Annotated in this window: 23 protein-coding genes and 1 tRNA gene; 4 read left to right on the forward strand and 20 right to left on the reverse strand. The window is 65.5% G+C overall.

Features of this window, described 5'->3' with window-relative positions:
• Genes DSD28_RS15460 through DSD28_RS15470 form a run of 3 tightly spaced genes read right to left on the reverse strand, consistent with a single transcriptional unit; the run spans window position 1 to window position 3,643 of the window.
• On the reverse strand, window positions 1–972 hold the full coding sequence (locus DSD28_RS15460) for an ABC transporter permease (protein ID WP_119257315.1): 972 nt from the start codon (window positions 970–972) through the stop codon (window positions 1–3).
• Between the two features lie 5 nt (window positions 973–977).
• Window positions 978–2,111, reverse strand: a complete 1,134-nt coding sequence (locus DSD28_RS15465) for an ABC transporter permease (RefSeq protein ID WP_119257316.1) — start codon at window positions 2,109–2,111, stop codon at window positions 978–980.
• Window positions 2,108–3,643 (reverse strand): ABC transporter ATP-binding protein, encoded by a 1,536-nt coding sequence (locus DSD28_RS15470; protein WP_119257317.1) that lies wholly within the window; start codon window positions 3,641–3,643, stop codon window positions 2,108–2,110. The genes DSD28_RS15465 and DSD28_RS15470 overlap by 4 nt, the downstream gene beginning before the upstream one ends.
• Window positions 3,644–3,800: 157 nt before the next feature.
• Here DSD28_RS15470 and DSD28_RS15475 point away from each other — a divergent pair, with 157 nt between their 5' ends.
• Window positions 3,801–4,025, forward strand: coding sequence for a SlyX family protein (locus DSD28_RS15475; RefSeq protein WP_119257318.1), 225 nt, complete (start codon window positions 3,801–3,803; stop codon window positions 4,023–4,025).
• 57 nt (window positions 4,026–4,082) lie between these two features.
• On the opposite strand, the gene DSD28_RS15480 is transcribed toward DSD28_RS15475, so the two are convergent.
• The 3 genes from DSD28_RS15480 to DSD28_RS15490 all read right to left on the reverse strand — a co-directional run bounded on the left by DSD28_RS15480 (window position 4,083) and on the right by DSD28_RS15490 (window position 6,297).
• Window positions 4,083–5,075 (reverse strand): BMP family lipoprotein, encoded by a 993-nt coding sequence (locus tag DSD28_RS15480; protein WP_119257319.1) that lies wholly within the window; start codon window positions 5,073–5,075, stop codon window positions 4,083–4,085.
• A 231-nt stretch (window positions 5,076–5,306) separates the two neighbouring features.
• Window positions 5,307–5,957, reverse strand: a complete 651-nt coding sequence (gene msrA, locus DSD28_RS15485; RefSeq protein ID WP_119257320.1) for a peptide-methionine (S)-S-oxide reductase MsrA — start codon at window positions 5,955–5,957, stop codon at window positions 5,307–5,309.
• Window positions 5,958–5,982: 25 nt separating this feature from the next.
• Complete coding sequence (locus DSD28_RS15490; protein WP_119257493.1) at window positions 5,983–6,297, reverse strand: hypothetical protein; 315 nt, start codon at window positions 6,295–6,297, stop codon at window positions 5,983–5,985.
• A gap of 235 nt (window positions 6,298–6,532) precedes the next feature.
• On the opposite strand from DSD28_RS15490, the gene DSD28_RS15495 reads away from it, so the two are divergent.
• Both DSD28_RS15495 and DSD28_RS15500 read left to right on the forward strand, forming a co-directional pair.
• A tRNA-Ser gene (locus DSD28_RS15495) sits at window positions 6,533–6,622 on the forward strand.
• Between the two features lie 102 nt (window positions 6,623–6,724).
• Window positions 6,725–7,894 carry a nucleotide sugar dehydrogenase gene (locus DSD28_RS15500; RefSeq protein ID WP_119257321.1) on the forward strand — a complete coding sequence of 390 codons (1,170 nt, stop codon included), beginning with the start codon at window positions 6,725–6,727 and terminating at the stop codon, window positions 7,892–7,894.
• Here DSD28_RS15500 and DSD28_RS15505 read toward each other — a convergent pair whose 3' ends face one another.
• The 7 genes from DSD28_RS15505 to DSD28_RS15535 form a co-directional block, all read right to left on the reverse strand.
• The gene (locus DSD28_RS15505; protein WP_119257322.1) at window positions 7,895–9,577 is read right to left on the reverse strand and encodes a cis-3-hydroxy-L-proline dehydratase; all 1,683 of its coding nucleotides are present in this window, start codon (window positions 9,575–9,577) and stop codon (window positions 7,895–7,897) included.
• 16 nt (window positions 9,578–9,593) lie between these two features.
• Complete coding sequence (locus tag DSD28_RS15510) at window positions 9,594–10,844, reverse strand: NAD(P)/FAD-dependent oxidoreductase (protein ID WP_119257323.1); 1,251 nt, start codon at window positions 10,842–10,844, stop codon at window positions 9,594–9,596.
• Window positions 10,845–10,851: 7 nt separating this feature from the next.
• A complete protein-coding gene (locus DSD28_RS15515; RefSeq protein WP_119257324.1) occupies window positions 10,852–11,574 on the reverse strand; it encodes an amino acid ABC transporter ATP-binding protein in 723 nt (240 codons plus the stop codon).
• Window positions 11,567–12,217, reverse strand: coding sequence for an amino acid ABC transporter permease (locus DSD28_RS15520; RefSeq protein WP_119257325.1), 651 nt, complete (start codon window positions 12,215–12,217; stop codon window positions 11,567–11,569). Before DSD28_RS15520 ends, DSD28_RS15515 begins: the two co-directional genes overlap by 8 nt.
• Window positions 12,218–12,229: 12 nt before the next feature.
• Complete coding sequence (locus DSD28_RS15525; protein WP_119257326.1) at window positions 12,230–12,895, reverse strand: amino acid ABC transporter permease; 666 nt, start codon at window positions 12,893–12,895, stop codon at window positions 12,230–12,232.
• Between the two features lie 70 nt (window positions 12,896–12,965).
• Entirely contained in the window at window positions 12,966–13,775 is an 810-nt protein-coding gene (locus tag DSD28_RS15530; RefSeq protein WP_119257327.1) for a transporter substrate-binding domain-containing protein, read from the reverse strand.
• 179 nt (window positions 13,776–13,954) lie between these two features.
• On the reverse strand, window positions 13,955–15,472 hold the full coding sequence (locus DSD28_RS15535; RefSeq protein WP_119257328.1) for an aldehyde dehydrogenase (NADP(+)): 1,518 nt from the start codon (window positions 15,470–15,472) through the stop codon (window positions 13,955–13,957).
• Window positions 15,473–15,619: 147 nt separating this feature from the next.
• Here DSD28_RS15535 and DSD28_RS15540 point away from each other — a divergent pair, with 147 nt between their 5' ends.
• Window positions 15,620–16,657: an Ldh family oxidoreductase gene (locus tag DSD28_RS15540; protein ID WP_119257329.1), complete on the forward strand. Its 1,038-nt coding sequence runs from the start codon at window positions 15,620–15,622 to the stop codon at window positions 16,655–16,657.
• A 256-nt stretch (window positions 16,658–16,913) separates the two neighbouring features.
• On the opposite strand, the gene DSD28_RS15550 is transcribed toward DSD28_RS15540, so the two are convergent.
• From DSD28_RS15550 to DSD28_RS15580, 7 genes are all read right to left on the reverse strand, one after another.
• Entirely contained in the window at window positions 16,914–17,876 is a 963-nt protein-coding gene (locus DSD28_RS15550; protein WP_119257331.1) for a dihydrodipicolinate synthase family protein, read from the reverse strand.
• Between the two features lie 123 nt (window positions 17,877–17,999).
• Entirely contained in the window at window positions 18,000–18,704 is a 705-nt protein-coding gene (locus DSD28_RS15555; protein ID WP_119257332.1) for a GntR family transcriptional regulator, read from the reverse strand.
• A 186-nt stretch (window positions 18,705–18,890) separates the two neighbouring features.
• Window positions 18,891–19,520, reverse strand: a complete 630-nt coding sequence (gene upp / locus DSD28_RS15560) for a uracil phosphoribosyltransferase (RefSeq protein WP_064332141.1) — start codon at window positions 19,518–19,520, stop codon at window positions 18,891–18,893.
• Between the two features lie 105 nt (window positions 19,521–19,625).
• Window positions 19,626–20,582, reverse strand: coding sequence for an adenosine deaminase (locus tag DSD28_RS15565; protein WP_432430867.1), 957 nt, complete (start codon window positions 20,580–20,582; stop codon window positions 19,626–19,628).
• Between the two features lie 8 nt (window positions 20,583–20,590).
• Complete coding sequence (locus tag DSD28_RS15570) at window positions 20,591–21,820, reverse strand: phosphopentomutase (protein ID WP_119257334.1); 1,230 nt, start codon at window positions 21,818–21,820, stop codon at window positions 20,591–20,593.
• Between the two features lie 108 nt (window positions 21,821–21,928).
• Window positions 21,929–22,516 carry a TadE/TadG family type IV pilus assembly protein gene (locus DSD28_RS15575; protein WP_245424850.1) on the reverse strand — a complete coding sequence of 196 codons (588 nt, stop codon included), beginning with the start codon at window positions 22,514–22,516 and terminating at the stop codon, window positions 21,929–21,931.
• On the reverse strand, window positions 22,516–23,124 hold the full coding sequence (locus tag DSD28_RS15580; protein WP_119257335.1) for a TadE/TadG family type IV pilus assembly protein: 609 nt from the start codon (window positions 23,122–23,124) through the stop codon (window positions 22,516–22,518). Before DSD28_RS15580 ends, DSD28_RS15575 begins: the two co-directional genes overlap by 1 nt.
• Window positions 23,125–23,139: the final 15 nt, after the last annotated feature.

Raw genomic sequence — 23,139 nt, forward strand, 5'->3', positions numbered from 1 at the left:
TCATCGCTCCTTGACGTAGGGCACGCCGCCGGCCTTGGGCGGAATGGCCTTGCCGATGAAGCCTGCGAGCAGGATCACCGTCAGGATATAGGGCAGCGCCTGCATGAGCTGTACCGGCACCTTGCCGATCAGCGGGAAGGCGTAGCCCTGGTAGCGGATGGCGAAGGCGTCGAGGAAGCCGAAGAGCAGGCACGCGAAGAGGATGTTCTTCGGCCGCCACTTGGCGAAGATGAGGGCGGCGAGCGCGATATAGCCCTTGCCCGCCGTCATGCCTTTGGTGAAGCCGGCATTGGCGGCCAGCGACAGGTAGGCGCCGGCAATGCCGCACAGGATGCCGCAGCAGATGACGGCGCGGTAGCGCAGCCAGAGCACCGAGATGCCGGCGGTATCGACCGCGCCCGGATTCTCGCCGACGGCGCGCAGGCGAAGGCCGAAGCGCGTGCGATAGAGGATCCACCAACTCACCGGCACCATCAGGAAGGCGAGCCAGGTGAGCGGCGAATGGCCGGAAAGCAGGCCCGAATAGATCGGGCCGAGGATCGGCACGTCGCGGACGGCATCCGCGAAGGGCAGCCTGATCGTGCCGAAGCGGCCGCTGTCGGAAAGCGCCGGGGTGCGCCCGCCCTGGCCGAACCAGGCCTGGCCGAGGATGACGGTGGCGCCGGCGACGACGAAGTTGATGGCGACGCCCGAGACGATCTGGCTGCCGCGCTGGGTGATCGAGGCATAGCCGTGCACCAGCGAGAGCAGCACGGAGATGAGGATGGCGGCCGAAAGCCCCATCGCCACCGATTGGGTGAGATAGGAGACGGTGCCCGCGGCGAAGGCCGCGCCCAGCATCTTGCCTTCGAGACCGATGTCGAAGACGCCGGCCCGCTCGGTGAAGAGGCCGGCAAGCGCTGCGAGGATCAGCGGCGTCGAAAGGCGGACGGTCGATTGCGCCAGCTCGATGATGACCTGAAAGAAATCCATGGCGATCAGGCTCCCTTGGTGGCGGCGACGTCGCGCGTCTTCGGCGAGAGGCCGAGGATGATCCGCGTGATGGCCGGACGGAACATGTGTTCGAGCGCGCCGGCGAAGAGGATCACGAGGCCCTGGATGATGACGATCATGTCGCGCGAGATGGAGGGCATCTCGAAGGAGATCTCCGCCCCGCCCTGGTAGAGCATGCCGAAGAGGAGGGCGGCGGGAATGATGCCCGCCGGATGCGAGCGGCCCATCAGCGCCACGGCGATGCCGACGAAGCCGGCGCCCTGCACGAAATCGAGCTGCATGCGGAACTGCTCGCCCATGATCGGGTTCAGCGCCATCATGCCGGCTAGGCCGCCGGAGATCATCATGGTGATGATGATGATCCGCGATTCCTTGATGCCGGCATAGCGCGCGGCGGCTGGGCTGTGGCCCATGGTGCGCATCTCGTAGCCGAGCTTCGTGCGCCAGATCAGCACCCAGACGCCGAAGGCGGCGACAAGCGCCAGCAGGAAGGAGATGTTGAACGGCGCGGTGCCGACGGAAAGCCCGAAGATATTCATCAGCCAGTCGAGCTTGGGAAGCTGCCCGCCCGCTTCGAAGGTGCGGGTTTCGAGCGACATGGAGCCGAGCGGCTTGAACACCTTGTTGAGCAGGTAGTTCATCAGGCTCGCGGCGATGAAGTTGAACATGATCGTCGTGATGACGATATGGCTGCCGCGCTTGGCCTGCAGCCAGCCGGGGATCAGCGCCCAGAGTGCGCCGAAGAAGGCGGCGCCGGCAATGGCGATGGGGAAGAGCAGATACCAGGGCAGCGTATGGTCGAAGGCAAGGCAGGCCAGCGTCACGCCGATGCCGCCGATATAGGCCTGCCCCTCGCCGCCGATATTGAAAAGGCCGCAATGGAAGGCGACCGCCACGGCAAGGCCGGTGAAGATGAAGGTCGTCGTATAGTAGAGCGTGAAGCCGATATATTCGCCCCGGCCGAAGGCGCCGTTGACCATGTGGTAGGCGGCCTGCAGCGGGCTCTCGCCGACGATCAGCACGACGAGGCCGGAAATCAGGAAGGCGACGGCGAGGTTGACCAGCGGAATGAGGCCGTATTCCGCCCAGGCCGGCAGCTTCGCATAGGGAACACTCATTCGGCGGCCTCCTTCGAGCCTTCCACGCCGGCCATCAGAAGGCCGAGTTCTCCTTCAGAGGCATCGGGGGCGCGCTCGCCGACGACGCGGCCGGCGAACATCACCAGGATACGGTCGGAAAGCGCGCGAATCTCGTCGAGTTCGACGGAGACGAGCAGCACCGCCTTGCCCTGGTCGCGCATCTCGATGATGCGCCTGTGGATGAATTCGATGGCGCCGACATCGACGCCGCGCGTCGGCTGGCCGATGATCAGCACGTCGGGCCCACGCTCCATCTCGCGCGCCAGCACGATCTTCTGCTGGTTGCCGCCGGAAAAATTGGCGGTCTTCAGCCGCGGGTTCGGCGGGCGGATGTCGTAGGCGGCGATCTTCTCCTCCGCCTCGGCGCGGATTGCGTCGATGTCGAGCAGCAGGCCCTTCCGGTATTTCGGATCGTCGTGATAGCCGAGGATGGCATTCTCGCTCTCGTCGAACTTCAGGACGAGGCCGACATGGTGGCGGTCTTCCGGCACATGGGCGAGGCCCCGCTTGCGCAGTTCCGCCGGATCGGCATTGCCTGTCACGTCGATGGGGCTGCCATTGAGCAGCACGGTGCCGGCCCGGGCGCGGCGGATGCCGGAGATCGCCTCCAGCAGCTCCGACTGGCCGTTGCCGGCAACGCCGGCGATGCCGACGATCTCGCCGGCGCGGATATCGAAGGAGACGTCGTCGACCATGGTGACGCCGCGGCTGTCGCGCACGGTGAGGTTCTTCACCGAGAGCTTGACGTCGGCGGGCCTGGCCTCGCCCTTTTCGACGCGCAGGAGCACGCGGCGGCCGACCATCAGCTCGGCCAGCTCCTCGACGGAGGTTTCCTTCGTCGTGCGCGTCGCCACCATCTCGCCGCGGCGCATGACGGAGACCTCGTCGGTGATCGCCATGATCTCGCGCAGCTTGTGGGTGATGAGAAGGACCGTCTTTCCCTGCTCCTTCAATTGCTGGAGGATGCGGAAGAGATGGTCGGCCTCGGCCGGCGTGAGCACGCCCGTCGGCTCGTCGAGGATGAGGATGTCGGCCTTGCGGTAAAGGGCTTTCAAAATTTCCACGCGCTGCTGGATGCCGACCGGCAGTTCCTCGATCACTGCGTCGGGATCGACCTCCAGCGCATATTCCTTCTCCAGCCGCTTCAGCTCGGCGCGTGCCTTGGTGATGCCGGCATTGAGGATCTGGCTCTCCTCCGCGCCGAGCATGATGTTCTCCAGCACGGTGAAGTTCTCGACCAGCATGAAGTGCTGGTGCACCATGCCGATGCCGGCCGCGATGGCGGCGTTGGGGTCGCGGATATCGGCGGTCTGCCCGTTGATCACGATGTCGCCGTGGTCGGCCTGGTAGAAGCCGTAGAGGATCGACATGAGGGTGGATTTGCCGGCGCCGTTTTCGCCGATGATACCGTGAATGGTGCCTTTGCGGACCTTCAGGTTGATGTTCCGGTTGGCGTGGACGAGGCCGAAGCTCTTGTCGATGCCCTTCAGTTCGATTGCCAGTTCGTTCATGACGATCCACTCTTACGGGGATTCGGGGCCGGCGGCCGTGGGCCGATCGGTCTTAGTCTTGTTGCTTCCGCAGCGCTTGTCCAGTCCGATTGCGGGCGCCGTCCAGGGCCGCTATAGCTCGTTCGACCGGCCCCGACCGACGAGGAGAGCCCCGACCATGTCCCATCCTTCCCAAGACAGCCAGGCCGAGCGCATCGCCCGCCTGGAGGAGCATATCGCCCATCAGGCGCAGACGATCGAGGAGCTTTCCGACCAGCTCGCCGAGCAATGGCGCGTCGTCGAGCAGGTGCGCTCGAAGCTCGACCGGCTCACGGAACGTTTCCTCGCATTGGAAGAGGGGTCTCTCGATGCCCCGGCCATTACCCGCCCGCCGCATTATTGAGCAGGCAGAACGGAATCGGCCCGCCTGCGTCGCCGCAAGCGGGCCGTTCGACAGGCCTTAATAGGGGCAGGTCTCGTCCGACATGTAGTCGTGTACCTTCACCGTGCCGGCAATGATGTCGGCGCGCGCCTTGTCGATGGCGGCCTTCATTTCCGGAGTGATGAGCGGGGCGTTGTTCTCGTCCATGGCGACGTCGACGCCGTTTTCCTTGAGGCCGAGCACGTTGATGCCGGGCTGGAACTTGTCTTCCTTGGCCGACATGAAGGCATCGTAGACGGCAACGTCGACGCGCTTGACCATCGAGGTCAGGACCTTGCCGGGATGCAGGCCGTTCTGGTTGGAATCGACGCCGATGCCGAGCTTGCCGGCATCCGCCGCGGCCTGCAGGACGCCGACGCCCGTGCCGCCGGCAGCGTGGTAGACCACGTCCGAACCCTGGTCGAACTGCGACTTGGCGATCTCGCCGCCCTTGACCGGGTCGTTCCAGGCGTCCGGCGTCGTGCCCGTATAGGCTTCGAGGACGTTATAGTCCGGGCCGAGGGACTTCGCGCCGCCGATATAGCCGCAGGCGAACTTGTGAATCAGCGGAATGTCCATGCCGCCGACGAAGCTGACGGTCTTGGTCTTGGACGCCATGCCGGCGAGGATGCCGGCGAGCCAGCCGCCCTCTTCTTCCTTGAAGACGACCGAGCGGACGTTCGGCTTGTCGAGCACCATGTCGATGATGGCGAACTTGGTGTCGGGATATTCCGCCGCGACCTTCTCGAGCTGCGCGGCCCAGGAGAAGCCGGCCATGACGATCGGATTGTTGCCGTCGCTGGCGAAGCGGCGCAGGGCCTGCTCGCGCTGCGCGTCGTTGGCGATCTCGAAATCGCGGTATTCGATGCCCGTCTCGGCCTTGAACTTTTCCGCGCCGTTATAGGCCGCTTCGTTGAACGACTTGTCGAACTTGCCGCCGAGGTCATAGATGATCGCCGGCTTGATGTCCGCGGCGAGCGCGCTGGCCGACATGGCGGCCGTGGCAAGAAGGGTGAGAAGGGTCTTTTTCATTGTTCAGCCCTGTTCGCTATTGATCTTATAGGGACCTTCCGCGCAGCGCATGACAGGCGCGCGACGGAGCCACCGACCCGTTCCCTTGGGTCAGGCTGGCGGCATCCTTGCACGCCTCTCGGAAAAATTCACCAGAAATTTTTCAGTTGGTAAAAAATGCGGGGCCGCTGCGATCGGAGGTGGAAAACCTCGTTCGCGGCGGCCCGAACCTGTTGAAAAAGCCGGCCATGTTCAGCCGATGGCGCAGGAGACCCCCGTGCCGCGCAAGCCGCAATAACCGCCCGGATTCTTGGCGAGATACTGCTGGTGCACATCCTCGGCGAAATAGAACGGCCCGGCCTTCCCGATCTCCGTGGTGATGCGGTCCGTCCGCCCCGCCGCCGTCAGCGCCGCCTGGTAGACGTCGCGCGCACGCCGCGCCGTCGCAAGGTCCACCTCGTCCTCGAGATAGATCGCCGAGCGGTACGTCGTGCCGATATCGTTGCCCTGGCGCATGCCCTGGGTCGGGTCGTGCGCCTCGAAGAAGGCCTTCAGCAGGGTTTCCAGCGAGACCTCGGCGGGATCGTAGACGACGAGCACCACTTCCGTATGGCCCGTCAGGCCGGTGGTCGTCTCGTGATAGGTCGGGTTGGGCGTGAAGCCGCCGGAATAGCCGGCCGCCGTCACCCACACGCCGGGGATCTGCCAGAGCAGCCGCTCGGCGCCCCAGAAGCAGCCCATGCCGAGCAGCACGGTCTTGAAGCCCGCCGGATAGGGCCCCTTCAGCGCGCGCCCGTTGACGAAATGCGTGGCGGATGTCGGGATGGGCGCGTCGCGCCCGGGAAGCGCCGCCTCGGGCGCGGGCATGACGGTCTTCTTGTTGAACATGTCGATCAGGAACATCGGGGTCTCCTGCAGGGATGTGGTTTCAGGCCGTGAAGCGGCCCGCGACGGGCGGCCGCTTGTAGGCGATCACCCAGAAGAACAGCGAAAGAACCAAGAGCACCGCGAAGGCGGGCTGCGAGAGCACCCACAGCGCGGCCGGGTCCCAGGCATAGGGGAACTTGCGCATGATGCCGTCGGCGACGAGGGCGATCGTATCGGGGCTCGCCGTGCTCCAGGCGACGGCAAGCGGTGTCAGCACCGGTTCGGAAGCCGAGACGGACTGGATCGCGTCGATCGTGCCCGCCATGACGGCGATGACGAGGGCAACGAGACTGAGGGCTCTGAGCACGAACCGTATCATCGCACCCTCCCGGTGCCGCCTGCCGGAGCCGGAATCCGCTCCGCTTCATTCCTGCCTATAGATAGGAAGACGGCCCGGTTTGCGCAATCCTTCACGGCGGAACGAATAACCTTCAAGAATCTGTCAGAAAGCGGTTGATCCTGCGTGAAACCTCGGTATATATCGCGCCGTCTCGCCGGAATGGAAACAGGAAAGCGACCCGCGCCGGACTGACCACCGGCAGCGAGCGGACGGACAGGTGGCCGAGTGGTTGAAGGCGCACGCCTGGAACGCGTGTATAGGGGAAACTCTATCGAGGGTTCGAATCCCTCTCTGTCCGCCATCATTTCCCCTTGATCCGATAACGGGGTTGAAAACCATCCCGGCTTGATGCCTAGTCGGCTGCAACCGCAGTACAAGTCTTCAGTTTCCAGACGGATTGTTCATGGCCAATATCTCCGTGGCCGGCATCGGATATGTCGGTCTTTCCAACGCCGTGCTTCTTGCCCAGCACAACGATGTCATCGCTTACGACCTCAACGAGCAACGTGTCGCGCAACTGAACGCCGGTATCTCGCCCATCGCCGATGCGGAGATCGAGGATTACCTGCGCACGAAACCGTTGCGTCTCAAGGCCACGAACGACAAGGTGGAAGCCTTCGCAAAAGCCGACTTTGTCATCGTCGCGACGCCGACCAACTACGATCCGACGAGCAACTATTTCGACACGGCCAGCGTGGAGGCGGTGATCGAGGACGTGCGGCAGGTCAATCCGAGCGCCACCATCGTCATCAAGTCCACCATTCCCGTCGGCTATACCGCCTGGCTGCGCGAGGCGCGCAAGGACGAGCGCATCGTCTTCTCGCCGGAATTCCTGCGCGAAGGCAAGGCGCTCTACGACAACCTCCATCCATCGCGCATCGTCATGGGGGCGGATACGCCGGAGGCGCGCCAGTTCGCCGGGCTGCTCCAGCAGGGCGCGGTGAAGGAAGACGTGCCAGTGCTCTTCACCGGCTCGGGCGAGGCGGAGGCGATCAAGCTCTTCGCCAATACCTATCTCGCCATGCGCGTCGCCTATTTCAACGAACTCGACAGCTATGCCATGACCCATGGCATCGATACGCGGCAGGTCATCGAGGGCGTCGGGCTCGATCCGCGCATCGGCCAGCACTACAACAACCCCTCCTTCGGCTATGGCGGCTATTGCCTGCCGAAGGATACGCGCCAGCTTCTCTCCAATTTCAGCGATGTGCCGCAGAACCTGATCCGCGCCATCGTCGACGCCAACACGACGCGCAAGGATTTCCTCGCCGCCGACATCGTCGGGCGCGATCCCGAGGTCGTCGGCGTCTATCGCCTCACCATGAAGAAGGATTCGGACAATTTCCGTGAATCCTCCATCCAGGGCATCATGAAGCGCATCAAGGCGAAGGGCATCCCCGTCATCATCTACGAGCCGGATTTCGCGGAGGATACGTTCTTTCGCTCCGAGATCGTGCGCGATCTCGGGGACTTCAAGCGCCGCGCCGACGTCATCATCGCCAACCGGCACGCCGAAGAGCTCGATGATGTCGCGGACAAGGTCTATACGCGCGACGTCTTCGGTCGGGACTGATCAGGAAAGCCAGGCAGGCAGGCGCGGCGGCACGCGGCCGGTCAGCGCCGCCTCGATGCAATCGGCAAGGTTGCCGAAGCGCACGGTGCGGCCGGAAAGGCCCGGGCCGTAATGGGCATACTTGCCGGAATTGGTGATGAGCGTGCGCGTCTTCGTCGGGAAGACCGGCTCGGAGATCGAGCACCAGCACAGATCCGGCAGGACCTGCACGCCGCTGGCCCTCAGGCGCGTCAGCACGTCGCCCGCTTCCGCCATGACATCGCGGCCCGCCGTGACGATCACCGCAACGCTCTCGTGCCGCTTGCGGTCGCCAAGCGCATCGGCCAGCGCGCGGCATTCGGAGGCCGAGGCATGCGGGCTGCCGATGGCGACGAGTTCCACTTCGGCCGGCCCGTCGTTGAACATCCGCCAGACTTCGACCATGTCGGCGCGGGTGATGGAGACCCGGTCGGCGTCGGCAGCGGCAGCGCCGTCCGCCTCGGGCGTGACGCCCTCGATATGCAGCATCGGCGCGGCGGAGGTAGTGCCGAAGGCGGCGCAGAGGGCCTTCAGGTCGTCGCGCGTCGGCTTTGCGGCGGCAAGACCTCGCAGTAGCGGGATGCGGTCAGGCGCGGCGCGGCCGGCGAGATAGCCGACGAGCGGCCAGAAGGCGTCGTCCACGTTTTCCGGCAGCGTCACGTCGATCACGCGCTTGGCCTTGCGATGCTCTTCCAGATAGACGCCCGACAGCGGCGCGCGGCCGGTGAGCGCGATGCAGAGATCGAGGAAATCCGGGTGCTTGGCCGTGCGTGCGCCGAGCACGGTATTGGCGAAGATCACGGCATTGGATTCCGCCCAGGCGATGGCCTCGCCGGTTTTTGGCGCGCTGTCGAGAAGGTAGGGAGAACAGGTGAAGGTCGGGCGGCAGCCCATGCGGACATAGGCGTCGGCAAGGCGGGCGGCCGGGTCGCCGAAATCATGCGGCACGCCCTGCTTTTCCCAGTTCGCCCGGTCGACGGAAATGGCGTTCATCGTGGTCGGCACGCGCACCTTCGCGCCCATGTCGGCCATCTTCTCCGCGAAGGTAAGATTGGCGGGGCTGGCATAGATGCAGCCGTCGATATGGCCCTGCACCACGTCGACCAGCTTCGTCGCGCCCTGCTGCGCGGCCATGGCGGCGGTGATGCGCAGGGCAAGCTGCACGGCGACGCCGTCGCGGCCATCAAGCATGGCGCGGTCGTCTTCGGTGAGGTCGAGCGCAGCGGTGGCCGGCGGGGCGACGGGGATGGTGAGGCCATCAGCCTCGATGCTCGTCACGCCGATCTTCGCCGTCTTCGCGCGACAGAGCGCATCGAAGACGTCATGCGACAGGCGCAGCACCGGCAGTTCCTTGCCGAACATTTCCGCGGCGATCAGCGCGCCGAGCGTCAGCACGTCCTCGGCCTCGCTGAAGATCAGCGCCGCCGGCGCACGGCCGGTCAGCGCGAGGTCGAGCAGCACGCCGGAGCCCGTGCAGGAACCACGGCTCGACGGCATCATCAGGATGCCGCCGGTGATGGTGGCGCCATGCAGCGGATGGTGCACGTCGATGACCCGGCCCGTCGCCGGATCCACGCCGCCCCAGAAACTCAGCGCCTCCCCGGCTGCGATGATCGGACCGGAGGCTGTTCCGGCAAGGATGCTGCGGGCGGAGAGGTCGACCATGGAGCGGGTCCTTCGGCTAGAAGCGTTGCGGCGAGAAGGAGGCGATGTCGATCGCCGTCTTGCCATCGGTGAGGAGGTCGGCGACGAGGCGGGCGGTGCCCGCCGACTGGGTGAGGCCGAGATGGCCGTGGCCGAAGGCGTAGACGACATCGGGCGTCGCGCGGGCGCGGCCGATGGCCGGCAGGCTGTCGGGCAGCGAGGGGCGGAAGCCCATCCACTGCACGCCGCCCTCGGGCTTGAGGCCCGGCAGGAAGGCGCGCGCCCTTTCCAGCATGGCTTCCGACCGGCGGAAGTTCGGCGGTAGCTTCAGTCCGCCAAGCTCCACCGCGCCGCCAACGCGGATGCCGGTCGAAAGCCGGGTAACGACGAAGCCATGGCCGCCGAAGGTGACCTGCGTGCGCAGGTCGAAGGCATCGGCCGGCAGCGTCGTGTTGTAGCCGCGCTCGGTTTCGAGCGGGATGTTTTCGCCCAGCGAGCGGGCGACCTGGTGCGAGAAGGCACCGGCCGCGAGCACGGCCTTGCGTGCCCGCACCGTCCGGCCGTCCGTCGTGCGGATTTCCACGCCGCCCTCGATGGGGTGCAGGCTGGAAACCTCGGCACGCTCGATCCTTCCGCCCCTGGCGCGGAAATGATCGGCCAGCGCCAGCGTGTAGAGCTTGGGATCGGCGATCGAGTACCAGCCGGGCGTGAAGGTGCCATGGGTGAAGCGCGGCGCAAGACCGGGCTGGATCGTCGCCATCTCGGCGGCGCCCATATGGCGGAATTCGATGCCGTGTTCGGCGCGCGCCTTCCAGCCGGGCAGCGAGGCGTCGAGCTCGGCCTGGCTTTCATAGACCTGCAGGTTGCCTTCCTTGCGCAGCATGGAGAGCGTGCCGGTCTCGGCCAGGAACGGCTCCAGCTCGGCCTTGGAGAGGTCCATCAGCGCGGTCTGCGCGGTCATGGAATGGGCGACGCGGCTTGCCGAGCAGGCACGCCAGAACCGGAACATCCACGGCGCGATCTGCAGCGCATAGGACGGCGGCACGGAGAGCGGCCCGAGCGGATCGAGCAGCCATTTCGGCGCCTTCTTCAGGATGCCCGGAGACGCGAGCGGCAGGATGTCGGTGAAGGCGAAGGCGCCGGCGTTTCCGGCGGACGCGCCGGCCGCCGGGCCCTCGCGTTCGAGGACGGTGACGGTAAGGCCCCGGGCCTGCAAGGCGATGGCCGCGGAAAGGCCGACCACGCCGGCGCCGATGACGACGACGCCGGGCTCGATTTCAGTCTGCATTTTTGCCTCAGTGGGTAGCGGCGAGGAACGCCTGCAGTTCCGGGTCCTTCGGTGCGCCGAAGAGTTCTTCCGGCGGAGCGATCTCGGCCATCACGCCCTTGTGGAAGAAGGCGACGCGGTCGGAGACTTCGCGGGCGAACTTCATTTCGTGCGTGACGCAGATCATCGTCATGCCCTCGGAGGCGAGCATGCGCAGCGTGTCGAGCACTTCGCCGACGAGCTGCGGATCGAGCGCCGAGGTCACTTCGTCGAACAGCATGTAGGCCGGCGACATGGCGAGCGCGCGGGCGATCGCCATGCGCTGCTGCTGGCCGCCCGACATGCGGCTCGGATAGACCTTGAGCTTGTCGCCGAGGCCGACATGGGTGAGCTGCTTGACGGCCATCGCCTCGGCTTCGGCCTTGGACTGGCCGAGCACCTTGACCGGCGCCAGCATGACGTTCTCCAGCACCGTCAGGTGCGGGAAGGCGTTGAACTGCTGGAACACGATGCCGAGCTTGCGGCGCAGCTTGTTGAGGTCCGTGCCCTTGGCATGCACATCCGTGCCGTCGACGACGATGCGGCCGGCGTCGATGGTCTCGAGGCCATTGATGCAGGTGAGCAGCGTCGACTTGCCCGAGCCCGAACCGCCGATGATGGTCAGCACCTCGCCCTTCTGGACGGTGAGGTTGATCCCCTTCAGGACCTCGAGCTGGCCGAAGGATTTGCGGACGTTTTCGATCTCAATCATTGGACCACCGTCTTTCGAGATACCCGCCCAGCCGGGCGATGGGGAAGCTGATGATGAAGTAGATGGCGCCGCAGATCAGCAGGATGAACAGCGGTTCCTGCAGGCGCGTGACGAGGATCTGCGAGGCGCGCAGGAGCTCGATCAGGCCGAGCCAGAGCACGAGGGCGGAGTCCTTCATGACGCCGAGCGTCAGGCCGATCCAGGCGGGCAGCGAGACGCGCGTGGCGAGCGGGGCCACGATGTAGCGCATGTCCTGCCACCAGGTCATGCCGAGCGAGCGGGCCGCGCGGCGCGTGGTTGGCGGAACGGAGGAAATGCCCCCGCGCACGATCTCGGTGCAATAGGCCGCCGTATAGAGCGACAGCACCACGCAGGAGGTGGTGAAGGGCGCCCAGCCGAGCTTCATGATCGACTGCAGCGCATTGCCGAGCACGAGCTGGATGAGCAGCGGCACGGAGCGGAAGATGTCGAGCAGGAAGGTGAGCGGCAGCGACCAGTAGGAGCCGGCCTGGTTGCGGATGACGCCGAAGATGACGCCGAGGATGGTTCCGGCAAGCACGGAGACGGCGGTGACGGCAAGCGTCATCAGGGCGCCTTGCGCGAGGAAGCCGAGATCGGCCCAGGTGAGAGCGGTATCGAACATGGTTTACCCCTCTCAGTAGCGGAACATGCGCGCCGCGGCGAGGCGCGCTGCGAGTGTCACGGCCTTGGCGATCACGTAGTAGATGACCGCCGCGAGCGCGAAGAATTCGAAGGTACGGAAGGACACCGCGTTCAACGCCTGGGTGACGCCTGCAAGATCGGTGTTCATGCCGACGGTGACGCCAAGCGAGGTCATCAGGATCGCCCAGACCATCTGGTTGGTGGCCGGCAGGAAGGCGATGCGCAGCATCTGCGGCATGACGATGTAGCGGAAGGCCTGCAGCGGCGTCATGCCGAGCGACCGGCCGGCGCGGGTCTGCGTCTCCGGGATCGCCTTCAGCGCGCCGCGGAAGTTCTCCGCGAGATAGCCGGCATTGTTGAAGGCGATGCCGACCAGGAGCGCCGTATAGGGGCTGAGGTGGATGCCGAAATTGCCGAGCCCGAAATGGGCCATGTATATCTGGAAGAGCGCGGGCGTGTTGCGCGCGATCTCGACCCAGCCCGTGGCGAAGCCGCTGAGGATGCGGTTGCCCGACAGGCGGAAGAGCGTCAGTGCGAGCGCCACCGCAAGGCCGATGACCATGGACAGGATTGCGACCTGCAGCGTGACCAGCGCGCCGTCCAGCATCTGCGGCAGGGCCTTGAACGCCTGGTTCCAGTGAAAGGAGTAACTGAACATTGCCGTCTCACCCTTTGAAACGATCGGCGGCGCGGAACGGTGTGTTCCGCGCCGCCGGGGAAGCGGCAGATTAGCGATAAACGCCGTTCACGGACAGGGCCGGGACTTCGCCACCAACCCACTTTTCGTAGAGTTCGTTGTAGCGGCCGGTGCGAACCTGCTGATTGATGAAGAGGTTCAGGTAGTTGATCAGGCCGTATTCTTCGCGGTTGGTGAAGAGCGCGACATAATCGATGTCGTAGGGTGCGTTGCCGACGACGGAGATGCCGGCGAACTTGCCGCTCTTGACGTTGGACTGGGCGACCGTCGACGTGGAGACCGTCGCGTCGATCTGGCCCTGGCTGAGGGCGAGGAAGACGTCAGCCTGGGTCTGGTACGGGCGGAACTCGCCGACGCCCCATTCCTTCACCGACTTTTCGAGCGCGATGGCTTCGAACGTGCCGGCGGTGGCGCCGACCGTCTTGCCCTTCATGTCCTCGAAGGACTTGACGCCCGACTTGTCGTTGGCCGTGACGGCCATCTGGAAGGCGAAGTAGGGGATCGTCATGCCGACGGTCTTGGCGCGTTCCAGCGTGTCGGAGGTCGAGGCGACGCCGACGTCGACGCGGCCGGACATCAGGGCCGGGATACGTTCCGGGAAGGGCGTTTCGACGATCTCGGCCGTAACGCCGAGCGCCTTGGCAAGGTCGTTGCAGTAATCGACGTCGAAGCCGATCGGGTTGTTGTTCTCGTCACGGGCGCCCATCGGCGGGAAGTCGAGGACGACGGCGCAACGCAGCGTGCCGGACGAGATGATGTCGTCCAGCTTGTCGGCCTTGGCCGGGCTGGTCAGAGCGGTGGCGGCAACGAGGCCGAAGGCGAGGACCGAGGTCTTCTTCATTACTCTCTCCCTGGATTGATCTGGCAGTTCACGCGGGCGGAGGTCCGTCCTGCGCCAAGAGCGTAAACCCGTCTCATAAAATACAAAAAATATACAAAAAGTATATCCCTATCGGAGAAAATAAATGGGCCGGGTCTCCCTCGCGGAAAACCCGGCCCGGTGCAAGCCAGCGGCTTGAATCAGTTGAGGAAATCCTCAGGCAGCAGGCCTTCCGGCATGTTCTGGTAGGAAACAGGGCGCAGGAAACGGCGGATCGACATGGTGCCGACGCTCGTCGCGCCGAAATTCGTCGAGGCCGGATAGGGGCCGCCATGCACCATGGAATCGACCACTTCCACGCCCGTCGGGAAGCCGTTGATCAGAACGCGGCCGGCCTTGCGCTCAAGGATCGGACGCAGGCGCTTCGCATCGTCGAGGTCGCCGGCATCCATGTGGATGGTCGCCGTGAGCTGGCCCTCGAAATTGCGGGCAAGCTGCTGCATCTCGTCGACTGAGGAAACGCGCACGACGAGGCCGAGCGGGCCGAAGACTTCTTCGGAAAGCGCATGGTCGGCAAGGAACTGCTCGCCGGAGATCTCGAAGAGGTTCGGAAGCGCGTCGCGGCCGGCGGAGTCGGAGGTGAAGAGCGGCTTGACGGTGTTGCGGCTTTCAAAGCGCGCCTTGCCGTCGTGATAGGCCTTGGCGATGCCGTCGGTCAGCATGGTCTGCGCGCCGACCTTGCCGAGGGCTTCCACGGCGGCGGCCGTGAAGCGGTCAGCATCCGGGCCGTCGGCCACGATGGCGATGCCCGGATTGGTGCAGAACTGGCCGGCGCCCATGGTGAGCGAGCCTGCCCAGCCCTGGCCGAGGCCTTCCGCACGGGCTTTCATGGCTTCCGGCAGCAGGAACATCGGGTTGACCGAGCCGAGTTCGCCGAAGAACGGGATCGGCTCCGGACGGGCGGCGCAGAGGTTGAAGAGCGCGCGGCCACCGGCGAGCGAGCCGGTGAAGCCGACAGCCTTGATCAGCGGATGCTGCACGACCGCTTCGCCGACCTGGCGGTTGCCGCCCTGGATGAGCGAGAAGACGCCCGGATGCACGCCGGTCTTCTTGATGGCGGCAAGCACGGCTTCCGCGATGATCTCGCCCGTGCCCGGATGGGCCGAGTGGCCCTTGACGACGACCGGGCAGCCGGCGGCGAGCGCGGCGGCGGTGTCGCCGCCGGCCGTGGAGAAGGCGAGCGGGAAGTTGGAGGCGCCGAAGACGGCGACCGGGCCGATCGGCCGCTGGACGAGGCGGATTTCCTGGCGCGGGGCCGGCTGGCGGTCCGGCAGGGCGGCGTCGAAGCGGCGGTCGAGATAGTCGCCCTTCTCGATATGGTCGGCGAAGAGGCGGAGCTGGCCGGTGGTGCGGCCGCGCTCGCCCTGGAGGCGCGCGACCGGCAGGCCGCTTTCCTGCGTGCCGATCTCGGTGATGGCGTCCGCACGGGCCTCGATCTCGTCGGCGATGGTGCGCAGGAACGCGGCCCGCTCGGCGCGCGAGGAATAGCCGTAGCTGAGGAAGGCTTCCTCCGCGGCTTCCGCCGCCTTGTTCACCAGATCGACCGTGCCGACGGCGAAGGTGTGGGCGGGACCATGGGCCGGCGAGGAGGTGAAGGTGCCGTTGCCGTCCAGCCATTCGCCTGCGACGAGGTGTTTACCGTTGGGGGTGAAAGCCATTTGACGTACCTTTCTTGCGGAATGATGCTCGCCCGATATAGGAAGCGGCGGGGCGAATTGCACTTGTCGAAATCTTGTATACTCTATGTATGCAAATGTTCAATCGCCAACCTGCAAAGGTTGGCACCAGCCGTTGAAGAGAGAAAGATGACGCAAACCACCACTCTGTCGATTGCCGCGCTTCAGGAACGGGTCGAAGCCATCTTCCTGAAGGCTGGCCTGAACGGCGTGCAGGCCGGCGCGCTTGCCCGCGTCATCGTCGCCGGCGAGCGGGATGCCTGCAAGTCGCACGGCATCTACCGCATCGAGGGCGCGCTGCGCACCGTCAAGGCCGGCAAGGTCAAGCCGGACGCCGTGCCGGAACTCGACAGCAACGAGGGCTCGGCCATCGTCAAGGTCAACGCCAAGGGCGGCTTTGCCAATCCCGCCTTCGAGCTTGGCGTGCCCGCCCTTGCCGAACGCGCCCGCAAGCTCGGCATCGCTGCGCTCGTCATCAACGACTGCACCCATTTCTCCGCCCTCTGGCCGGAAGTCGAGGCCGTCACCAGTGAAGGCCTTGCCGGCCTCGTCATGTGCCCGAGCTATGCGACGGTCGCGCCGACGGGTGGCAACAAGCCGCTGCTCGGCACCAATCCCTTCGCCTTCGGCTGGCCGCGCCAAAACGGCGCGCCCTACGTCTTCGACTTCGCCACTTCCGTTGCCGCCCGCGGCGAGATCGAGCTGCACCGCCGCGCCGGCAAGCAGCTTCCCGAGGGCTGGGCGATCGACGCCGATGGCAACCCGACGACGGACCCGGAAGCGGCGCTTGCCGGCGCCATGCTGCCCTTCGGCGGCCACAAGGGTTCGGCCATCGGCACGATGATCGAGCTTCTGGCCGGCATCATGATCGGTGACCTGACGAGCCCGGAAGTGCTCGACTATCTCGGCACGACGACGCTCGCCCCCTTCCACGGCGAGCTCATCATCGCCATGTCCCCGGAAGCCTTCGCCAAGGGCCGCCCCGGCGACCCCTTCGCCCGCGCCGAAACCCTCTTCGAGGCCATCGTCGGCCAGGGCGCGCGCCTGCCCTCCCAGCGCCGCTTCGTCGCCCGTGCGAAGTCCGAAACGGAAGGCGTCACGCTGACGGCCGCCGAGGTGGGACAGCTTGACCACCTGCTGGAAAAGGGGCTGGACGCGATCGCCTGATCGCGCCCTCCCTTCGCCTGCCACCAAAAGAAAAGGCCCTCCTCGCGGAGGGCTTTTCAGTTTTCCGGCATGCCGTGCCCCACCGCTGTCTTCATCCTCGCCCTTGTGCCGAGGATCTGCCAACGCATTGAAAGAATGGAGACGTTGCAGATGCTCGGGACAGGCCAGAGCATGACGGAGGGGGCTACACCTGCGTCAGGAATCAAAAAGGCCCTCCTTGCGGAGGGCCTTTCTCTCATTTGGGAAGGCTTGAAGATCAGGCCTTGTACTTCTGCACGGCGCCCGGCAGCTTGCTCCATTCGCCGTACCAGGTATCGAACAGCTTGAGCTGGGATTCGACATAGCCGCGCTGGCTCTCGGAGAGGGCGTCGGTCTCGTTGAAGTGCAGCGTGTATTCCTTGTCGCCCTTCAGAACCATCATGTGCTTGAAGTAGAGGACGAGGTCCGGGCCTTCGTCGAAGGACGAGAGGACGGCAAGCGCCGATTCCAGTTCCAGCGCGCGGGCGCGGGCATCCGCATCGCCCTTGGCGGCGGCCTGTGCGAGGGCGCACATGTGCAGCACTTCCTTCGGCAGCACGCAGCCGATGCCGGTGATCGCGCCGACGGCGCCGCAATCGACGAAGCCGGTGAAGACGCAGGTGTCGACGCCGATCATCAGCGAGACGTCATCGTCGCGGCTGGTGATGTTCTCGGCCGCATAGCGCATGTCGGCGGCGCCGCCGAATTCCTTGAAGCCGACGAGGTTCTTGTGGTCCTCGCGCAGGGCGAAGAACAGGTCGGCGCGGGTGGCGAAGCCGTAATAGGGGCTGTTGTAGATGACGGCCGGCAGGTCCGGGGCGGCCGACAGGATCGCCTTGAAGTGGTTCTTCTGAGCAGCGACGACGGAGCCGCGGGAAAGAACGCGCGGGATGACCATGAGGCCCTGCGCGCCGACCTTCTGGGCGTGGGCGGCATGGGCGACGGCCGAAGCCGTGTTGACGGCGCCGGTGCCGACGATGACAGGGATGCCGGCCTTCACGAGGCGCTCGACGCCTTCCATGCGCTGCTCGTCCGTCAGGAGCGGCCAGTCACCCATGGAGCCGCAATAGACGACGGCGGACATGCCCTTCTCGATAAGCTCCTTGCCCTTGCGGACGAGCTGGTCGAAGTCCGGCGTGCGGTCGTCCTTGCAGGGGGTCATCAGGGCGGGAATGACACCGGAAAAAATCTTGGCCTTCATGTCGATCTCCTTTGGGCGGTTCGGTCGGGCGGTCGGCCGGCACCTTGCACGAAGCCTCCCCCTCTCTCGATGATGGTTATAGCAGCTTGTATTTTATTTGTCGACAAGAAAAATACACGGCGGTCACAAGGCGATGTCGAGCCTGTCGTTGCGGTTGAAGAGCTTCTGCACCTGCGCGACGATCTGCTCGGCATGGGCCTTGCCGAGCTGGTCGGCCTTCTCCACGTCGCGCGCCTCGATGGCGGCCAGGATGGCGGCATGCTCGTCCACGAAAAGCTGCGGGAACTGTTCGTCGTAGGACTGGTAATAAAGCCGCAAAATCCTCCGGCCCTCGTCCAGCAGCCGGCGGAACAGGCTGGTGAAATAGGGGTTGCGGCCGGCCTCGGCGATGGCCGCATGGAAGGCGGCGTTGTTGGCGATCATGCCCAGCGTGTCGCGCTCGGCGAGCGAGCGGGCGTAGTCCTCGTGAAAGCCGCGGATGATGGCGAGGTCTTCCGGACGGTGATACTGCGCCGCAAGCCGCGTCGTCACCCGGTACATCAGCACCAGCGCGTCGAAGAAGGTGTGGAGGTTGAGGAAGTCGATATTCGCGACCATGGTCGAGCGGTTCGGCAGCGTCTCGATCAGCCCCTCGCCGGCCAGCCGCACCAGCGCCTCGCGGATCGGCGTGCGCGACATCTTGAACCGCTCGGCAAGCTGTACCTCGTCGATCGGGCTGCCGGGGGCGAGCTTCAGATCGAGGATCTCGTCGCGCAGCAGGTCATAGACCAGTTTGACGCCGGAGCCGCGCTTTCGTTCGGGCAGGGAGCTGGAATCGGTATCGGTCATTGAAAATCCCCTTGTCGACAAAAGAAATACAATTCTCTGCCTGCGCTATCAATCGTTTAAAGTGGGCATTTTGACGAAACGCTCGTCAAGCCCGCCCGGTGGGCGGCGGCAAAAGAAAAGGCGGGGTTTCCCCCGCCTGTTTCGCAATCGAGATGACGCGGCCTTCAGGCCGGCCGGCGGATGCGCCTATTTCGTGCCGTACATCCGGTCGCCGGCATCGCCGAGGCCGGGCACGATATAGCCCTTCTCGTTGAGCTGGCGGTCGATGGAGGCGGTATAGACCGGAACGTCCGGGTGATGCGCGCGGAAGCTCCTGATGCCTTCGGGCGCGGCCAGCAGGCAGAGGAAGCGGATATTCGTCGCGCCGCGGCTCTTCAGCGTGTCGATGGCGGCGATGGCCGAATTGCCGGTCGCCAGCATCGGGTCGACGACGATGACGAGGCGCTCGTCGATGCTGTCGGGCGCCTTGAAGAAATACTCGACCGCCTCCAGCGTCTCGTGGTCGCGGTAGACGCCGATATGCGAGACGCGGGCCGAGGGCACCAGCTCCAGCATGCCTTCGAGCAGGCCGTTGCCGGCGCGCAGGATCGAGGCGAAGACCAGCTTCTTGCCTTCCAGCACGGGAGCGTCGATCTCCTCCAGCGGCGTCTCGATGCGTGCCGTGGTGAGTTCCAGATCGCGTGTGACCTCGTAGCAGAGCAGCGTGGAGATTTCGCGCAGCAGGCGGCGGAAGCTGCCGGTCGAGGTTTCCTTCTTGCGCATGATGGTCAGCTTGTGCTGCACGAGCGGGTGATCGATGACTGTGACGCCGTCCATGGCCAACCTTCCGAAAGTAAGTGATGCCTTCTTTTTCCACGGAACGGCCGGGACCTGCAAGAGAAGAGAACAGGCCGGAGGCAACATCCCCAGCCCGCTTGTGCCTCAAAGCGCGGAAAGAAGCCTCTGCCGGGTCGGCTCGTCGACGAAGGCCGCCTCGATGGCGGTCCGCGTCATGCCGAGGATGTCCGCGTCACTGAAACCCATGATCGTCGAGGCGACCTCGTATTCGCGGGCAAGCGAGGTGTGGAAGAAGGGTGGGTCGTCGGAATTGAGCGTGACGCGCCCGCCCGCCTCGTGCAGCGCCCGCAGCGGATGGTTCCGGAAATCGGCAAAGACGCCGAGCGCGACATTCGAGCCGGGGCAGACCTCCAGCACCACGCCCTCGTCGGCCAGCCGCTTCACCAGCGCGGGATCCTCGATGGCGCGCACGCCATGGCTGATGCGCGAGGGGCGGACATGGTCGAGCGCGTCGCGCACGCTGAAGGCGCCGGAAAGCTCGCCCGCATGGATCGTTATGCCGAGGCCGGCGTCGCGGGCGATGTCGAAGGCGCGGGTGAAATCGGCGACGCGGTGCATGCGCTCCTCGCCGGCAAGGTTGAAGCCGGTGATCAGCGGATGCGGCCGGCGCGCGGCATATTCGGCGGCCCTGACCACCCGCTCCGGCCCGAAATGGCGGATGCCGACGATGAGAAGCCGCGTCTCGATGCCCGTCTTTGTCTTCGCCCGCTCCGCGCCTTCGGCAAGGCCGGCTATATAGGCGTCGGCGCCGATGCCGACGGCGTCGCCCTGGTCCGGCGAGACGATCAGCTCGCTGTAGATGGCCCCGGCTCCGGCGATCTCCGTGAGATAGGTTTCGGCGAGCAGCGCATAATCCTCCTCCGTGCGGAAGAGATTGGCGGTCGCGTCGTAGCTGGCGACGAAGCTCGTGAAATCCTGCCAGGTGTACTCGCCGTCACGGATGAAGGCGGACGTGTCGATGCCGTAGCGCCGCGCCTGCGAGAGCGCGAGGGCGGGGGGCGTCGCGCCCTCGATATGGCAGTGCAGCTCCGCCTTGGGCATGGGTTCGGTCACAGGAAGCTCCTTCCATGCGCGCCGGGCGCGATGCCGAGATGCCGGGCGATGCTTTCGCCGATATCGGCGAAGGTCGTGCGGGTTTCGAGGAGGCGTGAGCGGATGCCCGGGCCGAAGCTCATGATCGGGACGCGCTCGCGCGTATGGTCGGTGCCGCGCCAGGTCGGGTCGCAGCCATGGTCGGCGGTGAGGATGACGATATCGCCGGGCTTCAGCTTGCGGTCCACTTCCGGCAGGCGCCGGTCGAAGGCTTCCAGCGCCGCCGCATAGCCGGCCACGTCCCGCCTGTGGCCATAGAGCATGTCGAAATCGACGAAATTGGTGAAGACCAGGTCGCCGTCCTTCGCCTCGTCCATCACGCGGAGCGTCGCGTCGAACAGCGCCATGTTGCCGTTCGCCTTGGCCAGCGTGCCGATGCCCTGGTGGGCGAAGATGTCGCCGATCTTGCCGACAGCATGCACCGTGCGGCCGGCTTCCGTCAGCCGATCGAGCAGGGTCGGCTCCGGCGGCAGTACGGAATAGTCGCGACGGTTGCCGGTACGCTCGAAGGTCTCCGGCGTCTCGCCGATGAAGGGCCGGGCGATGACCCGGCCGATGCGTCCGCCAGGCCGCGCGTCGAGGATCCCACGCACCGTCTCGCAGAAGGCCAGCAGCCGGTCGAGGCCGAACGAGCCCTCATGCGCTGCGATCTGGAAGACCGAATCGGCGGAGGTGTAGCAGATGGGCTTGCCGGTGCGCCGGTGCTCCACGCCGTGCCTGGCGATGATGTCCGTGCCCGAGGCGTGGCAATTGCCGAGGATGCCGGACACCTTGCCGGCGGCGCATATCGCTTCGACGAGCTCGGGCTCGAAGGCGTCGCCCTCCGTGGGGAAGTAGCCCCAGTCGAAGGTGACCGGCGTGCCGGCGATCTCCCAGTGGCCGGATGGCGTGTCCTTGCCGTTGGAAACCTCGCTGGCCGCGCCGTGATAGCCGAAGACGCGCGGCGGCACGTCCATGCCCGACGGAAAGAAGCCGGTCGCCGCGCGCGCCGCATGCAGCAGCCCAAGCGCCGACATGTTGGGAAGGTGGAGCGGCCCCTGTCTCAGTCCCGGCCGGTTGGCGGCTCCCGCCGCGCAGAACTCGGCGATATGGCCGAGCGTGTTGGCGCCGAGATCGCCGAAGGCCGCCGCATCCGGTCCGCCGCCGATGCCGAAGGAATCGAGAACGAAGAGAAAAGCCCGCGCCATATGTCACCCGTCGATCGTTCGCGCCGCCCGCTTGCACGGCGGCTGGACTGTCTGACATGGCATGCCCGCCGAGCGGCGTTCAAGGAAAATCCGTCGCCGGGAGGCGCGTCAGCAATCGCCGCAGGCGATTGCCGTGCCGGTGCGCTGGCGGAAATAGCTCGTCTTGGAGAGATTGATCTTGTTGATGTTCGAAGCGAGCCCCGGCGCCATCAGGAAGAGCGTATGCGGCACCGAGAATTCCGTGCGCACGATGAAGGTGCCCTTCGCGTCCATCTCGGTGGGAAGGGTCACCGGCGTTCCCTTGGCATAGGGAACGGCGGATGCCTGGTCGCGCGACCAGGCGACGGTCGCCTTGCCGCTGCTGTCGATGGCGATGCCGGTGATCTTCAGCGAGTAACCGTCCTGCGAGAAGGGCGCGACGATGTTCTTCGTGACGTCCTTCATCGAATCCAGCGTGGTCTTGTTCGTCGTCTCTGTCCGGGTCAGGAGGTCGGAAACGGTGCTCGAGGCGCGGCTGATCTTGCGCGACATCGTCACCGCGACGGTGATCTCGAAGGCGCCGATATAGGTCATGAGGAGCAGCGGCGCGACGATGGCGAATTCGATGGCGCCGACGCCGCGGCGGTCGTCCACAAAGCGGCGCAGGTGCCGAAGGAGGCCCGATCCCGATCCGGACGTCGCCATGGTCTTGCCCATCACGGATAGTCCTCGCTCTGCATGATGACGGTCGCCACCATCAGGTAGTTCTGCCGCGAGCCGTCGGCGGCGCGGATGTTGGACAGGATCGGGCGGACGAGATCGGTTATGACGTCCCAGCGATAATAGGCGCGGACGATGTTGATCGTCTTCTTGCCGCCGGGATCGAACTTGAAGTCCTTGGTGCTGAGATCGCCGTCGACGAGCGGCACGGTGGACGGAATGTCGGAATATTTGTCGAAATGCCGCACGTCGAGGAACAGCTTGTCCGGCTTTGCCACCTCTGTCGCCGAGCAGGGCATCAAAATCTTGATCTCTTCGCAGAACGCCGTGCGGAACTGCGCCTCCGTCGTGGCGTTCGTCGCGGCCGAGGCGGCGCGGATCTCGCCCGTGCGGATCTTGCGCGCCATCGTGTCGGTGGCGTTGGCGAGCAGCTGGTCGCCCATGAAGGCCACGAAGGTCTCGATCGAGGCGAAGACGATGACGAAGAAGGGAATGGCGAGGATCGCGAACTCGATCGCCGTCGCGCCGTCGCGGCGCCGGAGGAGGCGTCGGAACAGGCCCTTAACCGGCCGCCGCCGGGGGGCTGTGTCATGATCGAGCGACATCGCGAGCGGTTCCCA

Origin of the sequence: Shinella zoogloeoides, assembly GCF_003574625.1 — a bacterium.
In the GTDB taxonomy this organism is placed as follows: Bacteria; Pseudomonadota; Alphaproteobacteria; order Rhizobiales; family Rhizobiaceae; genus Shinella; species Shinella zoogloeoides_A.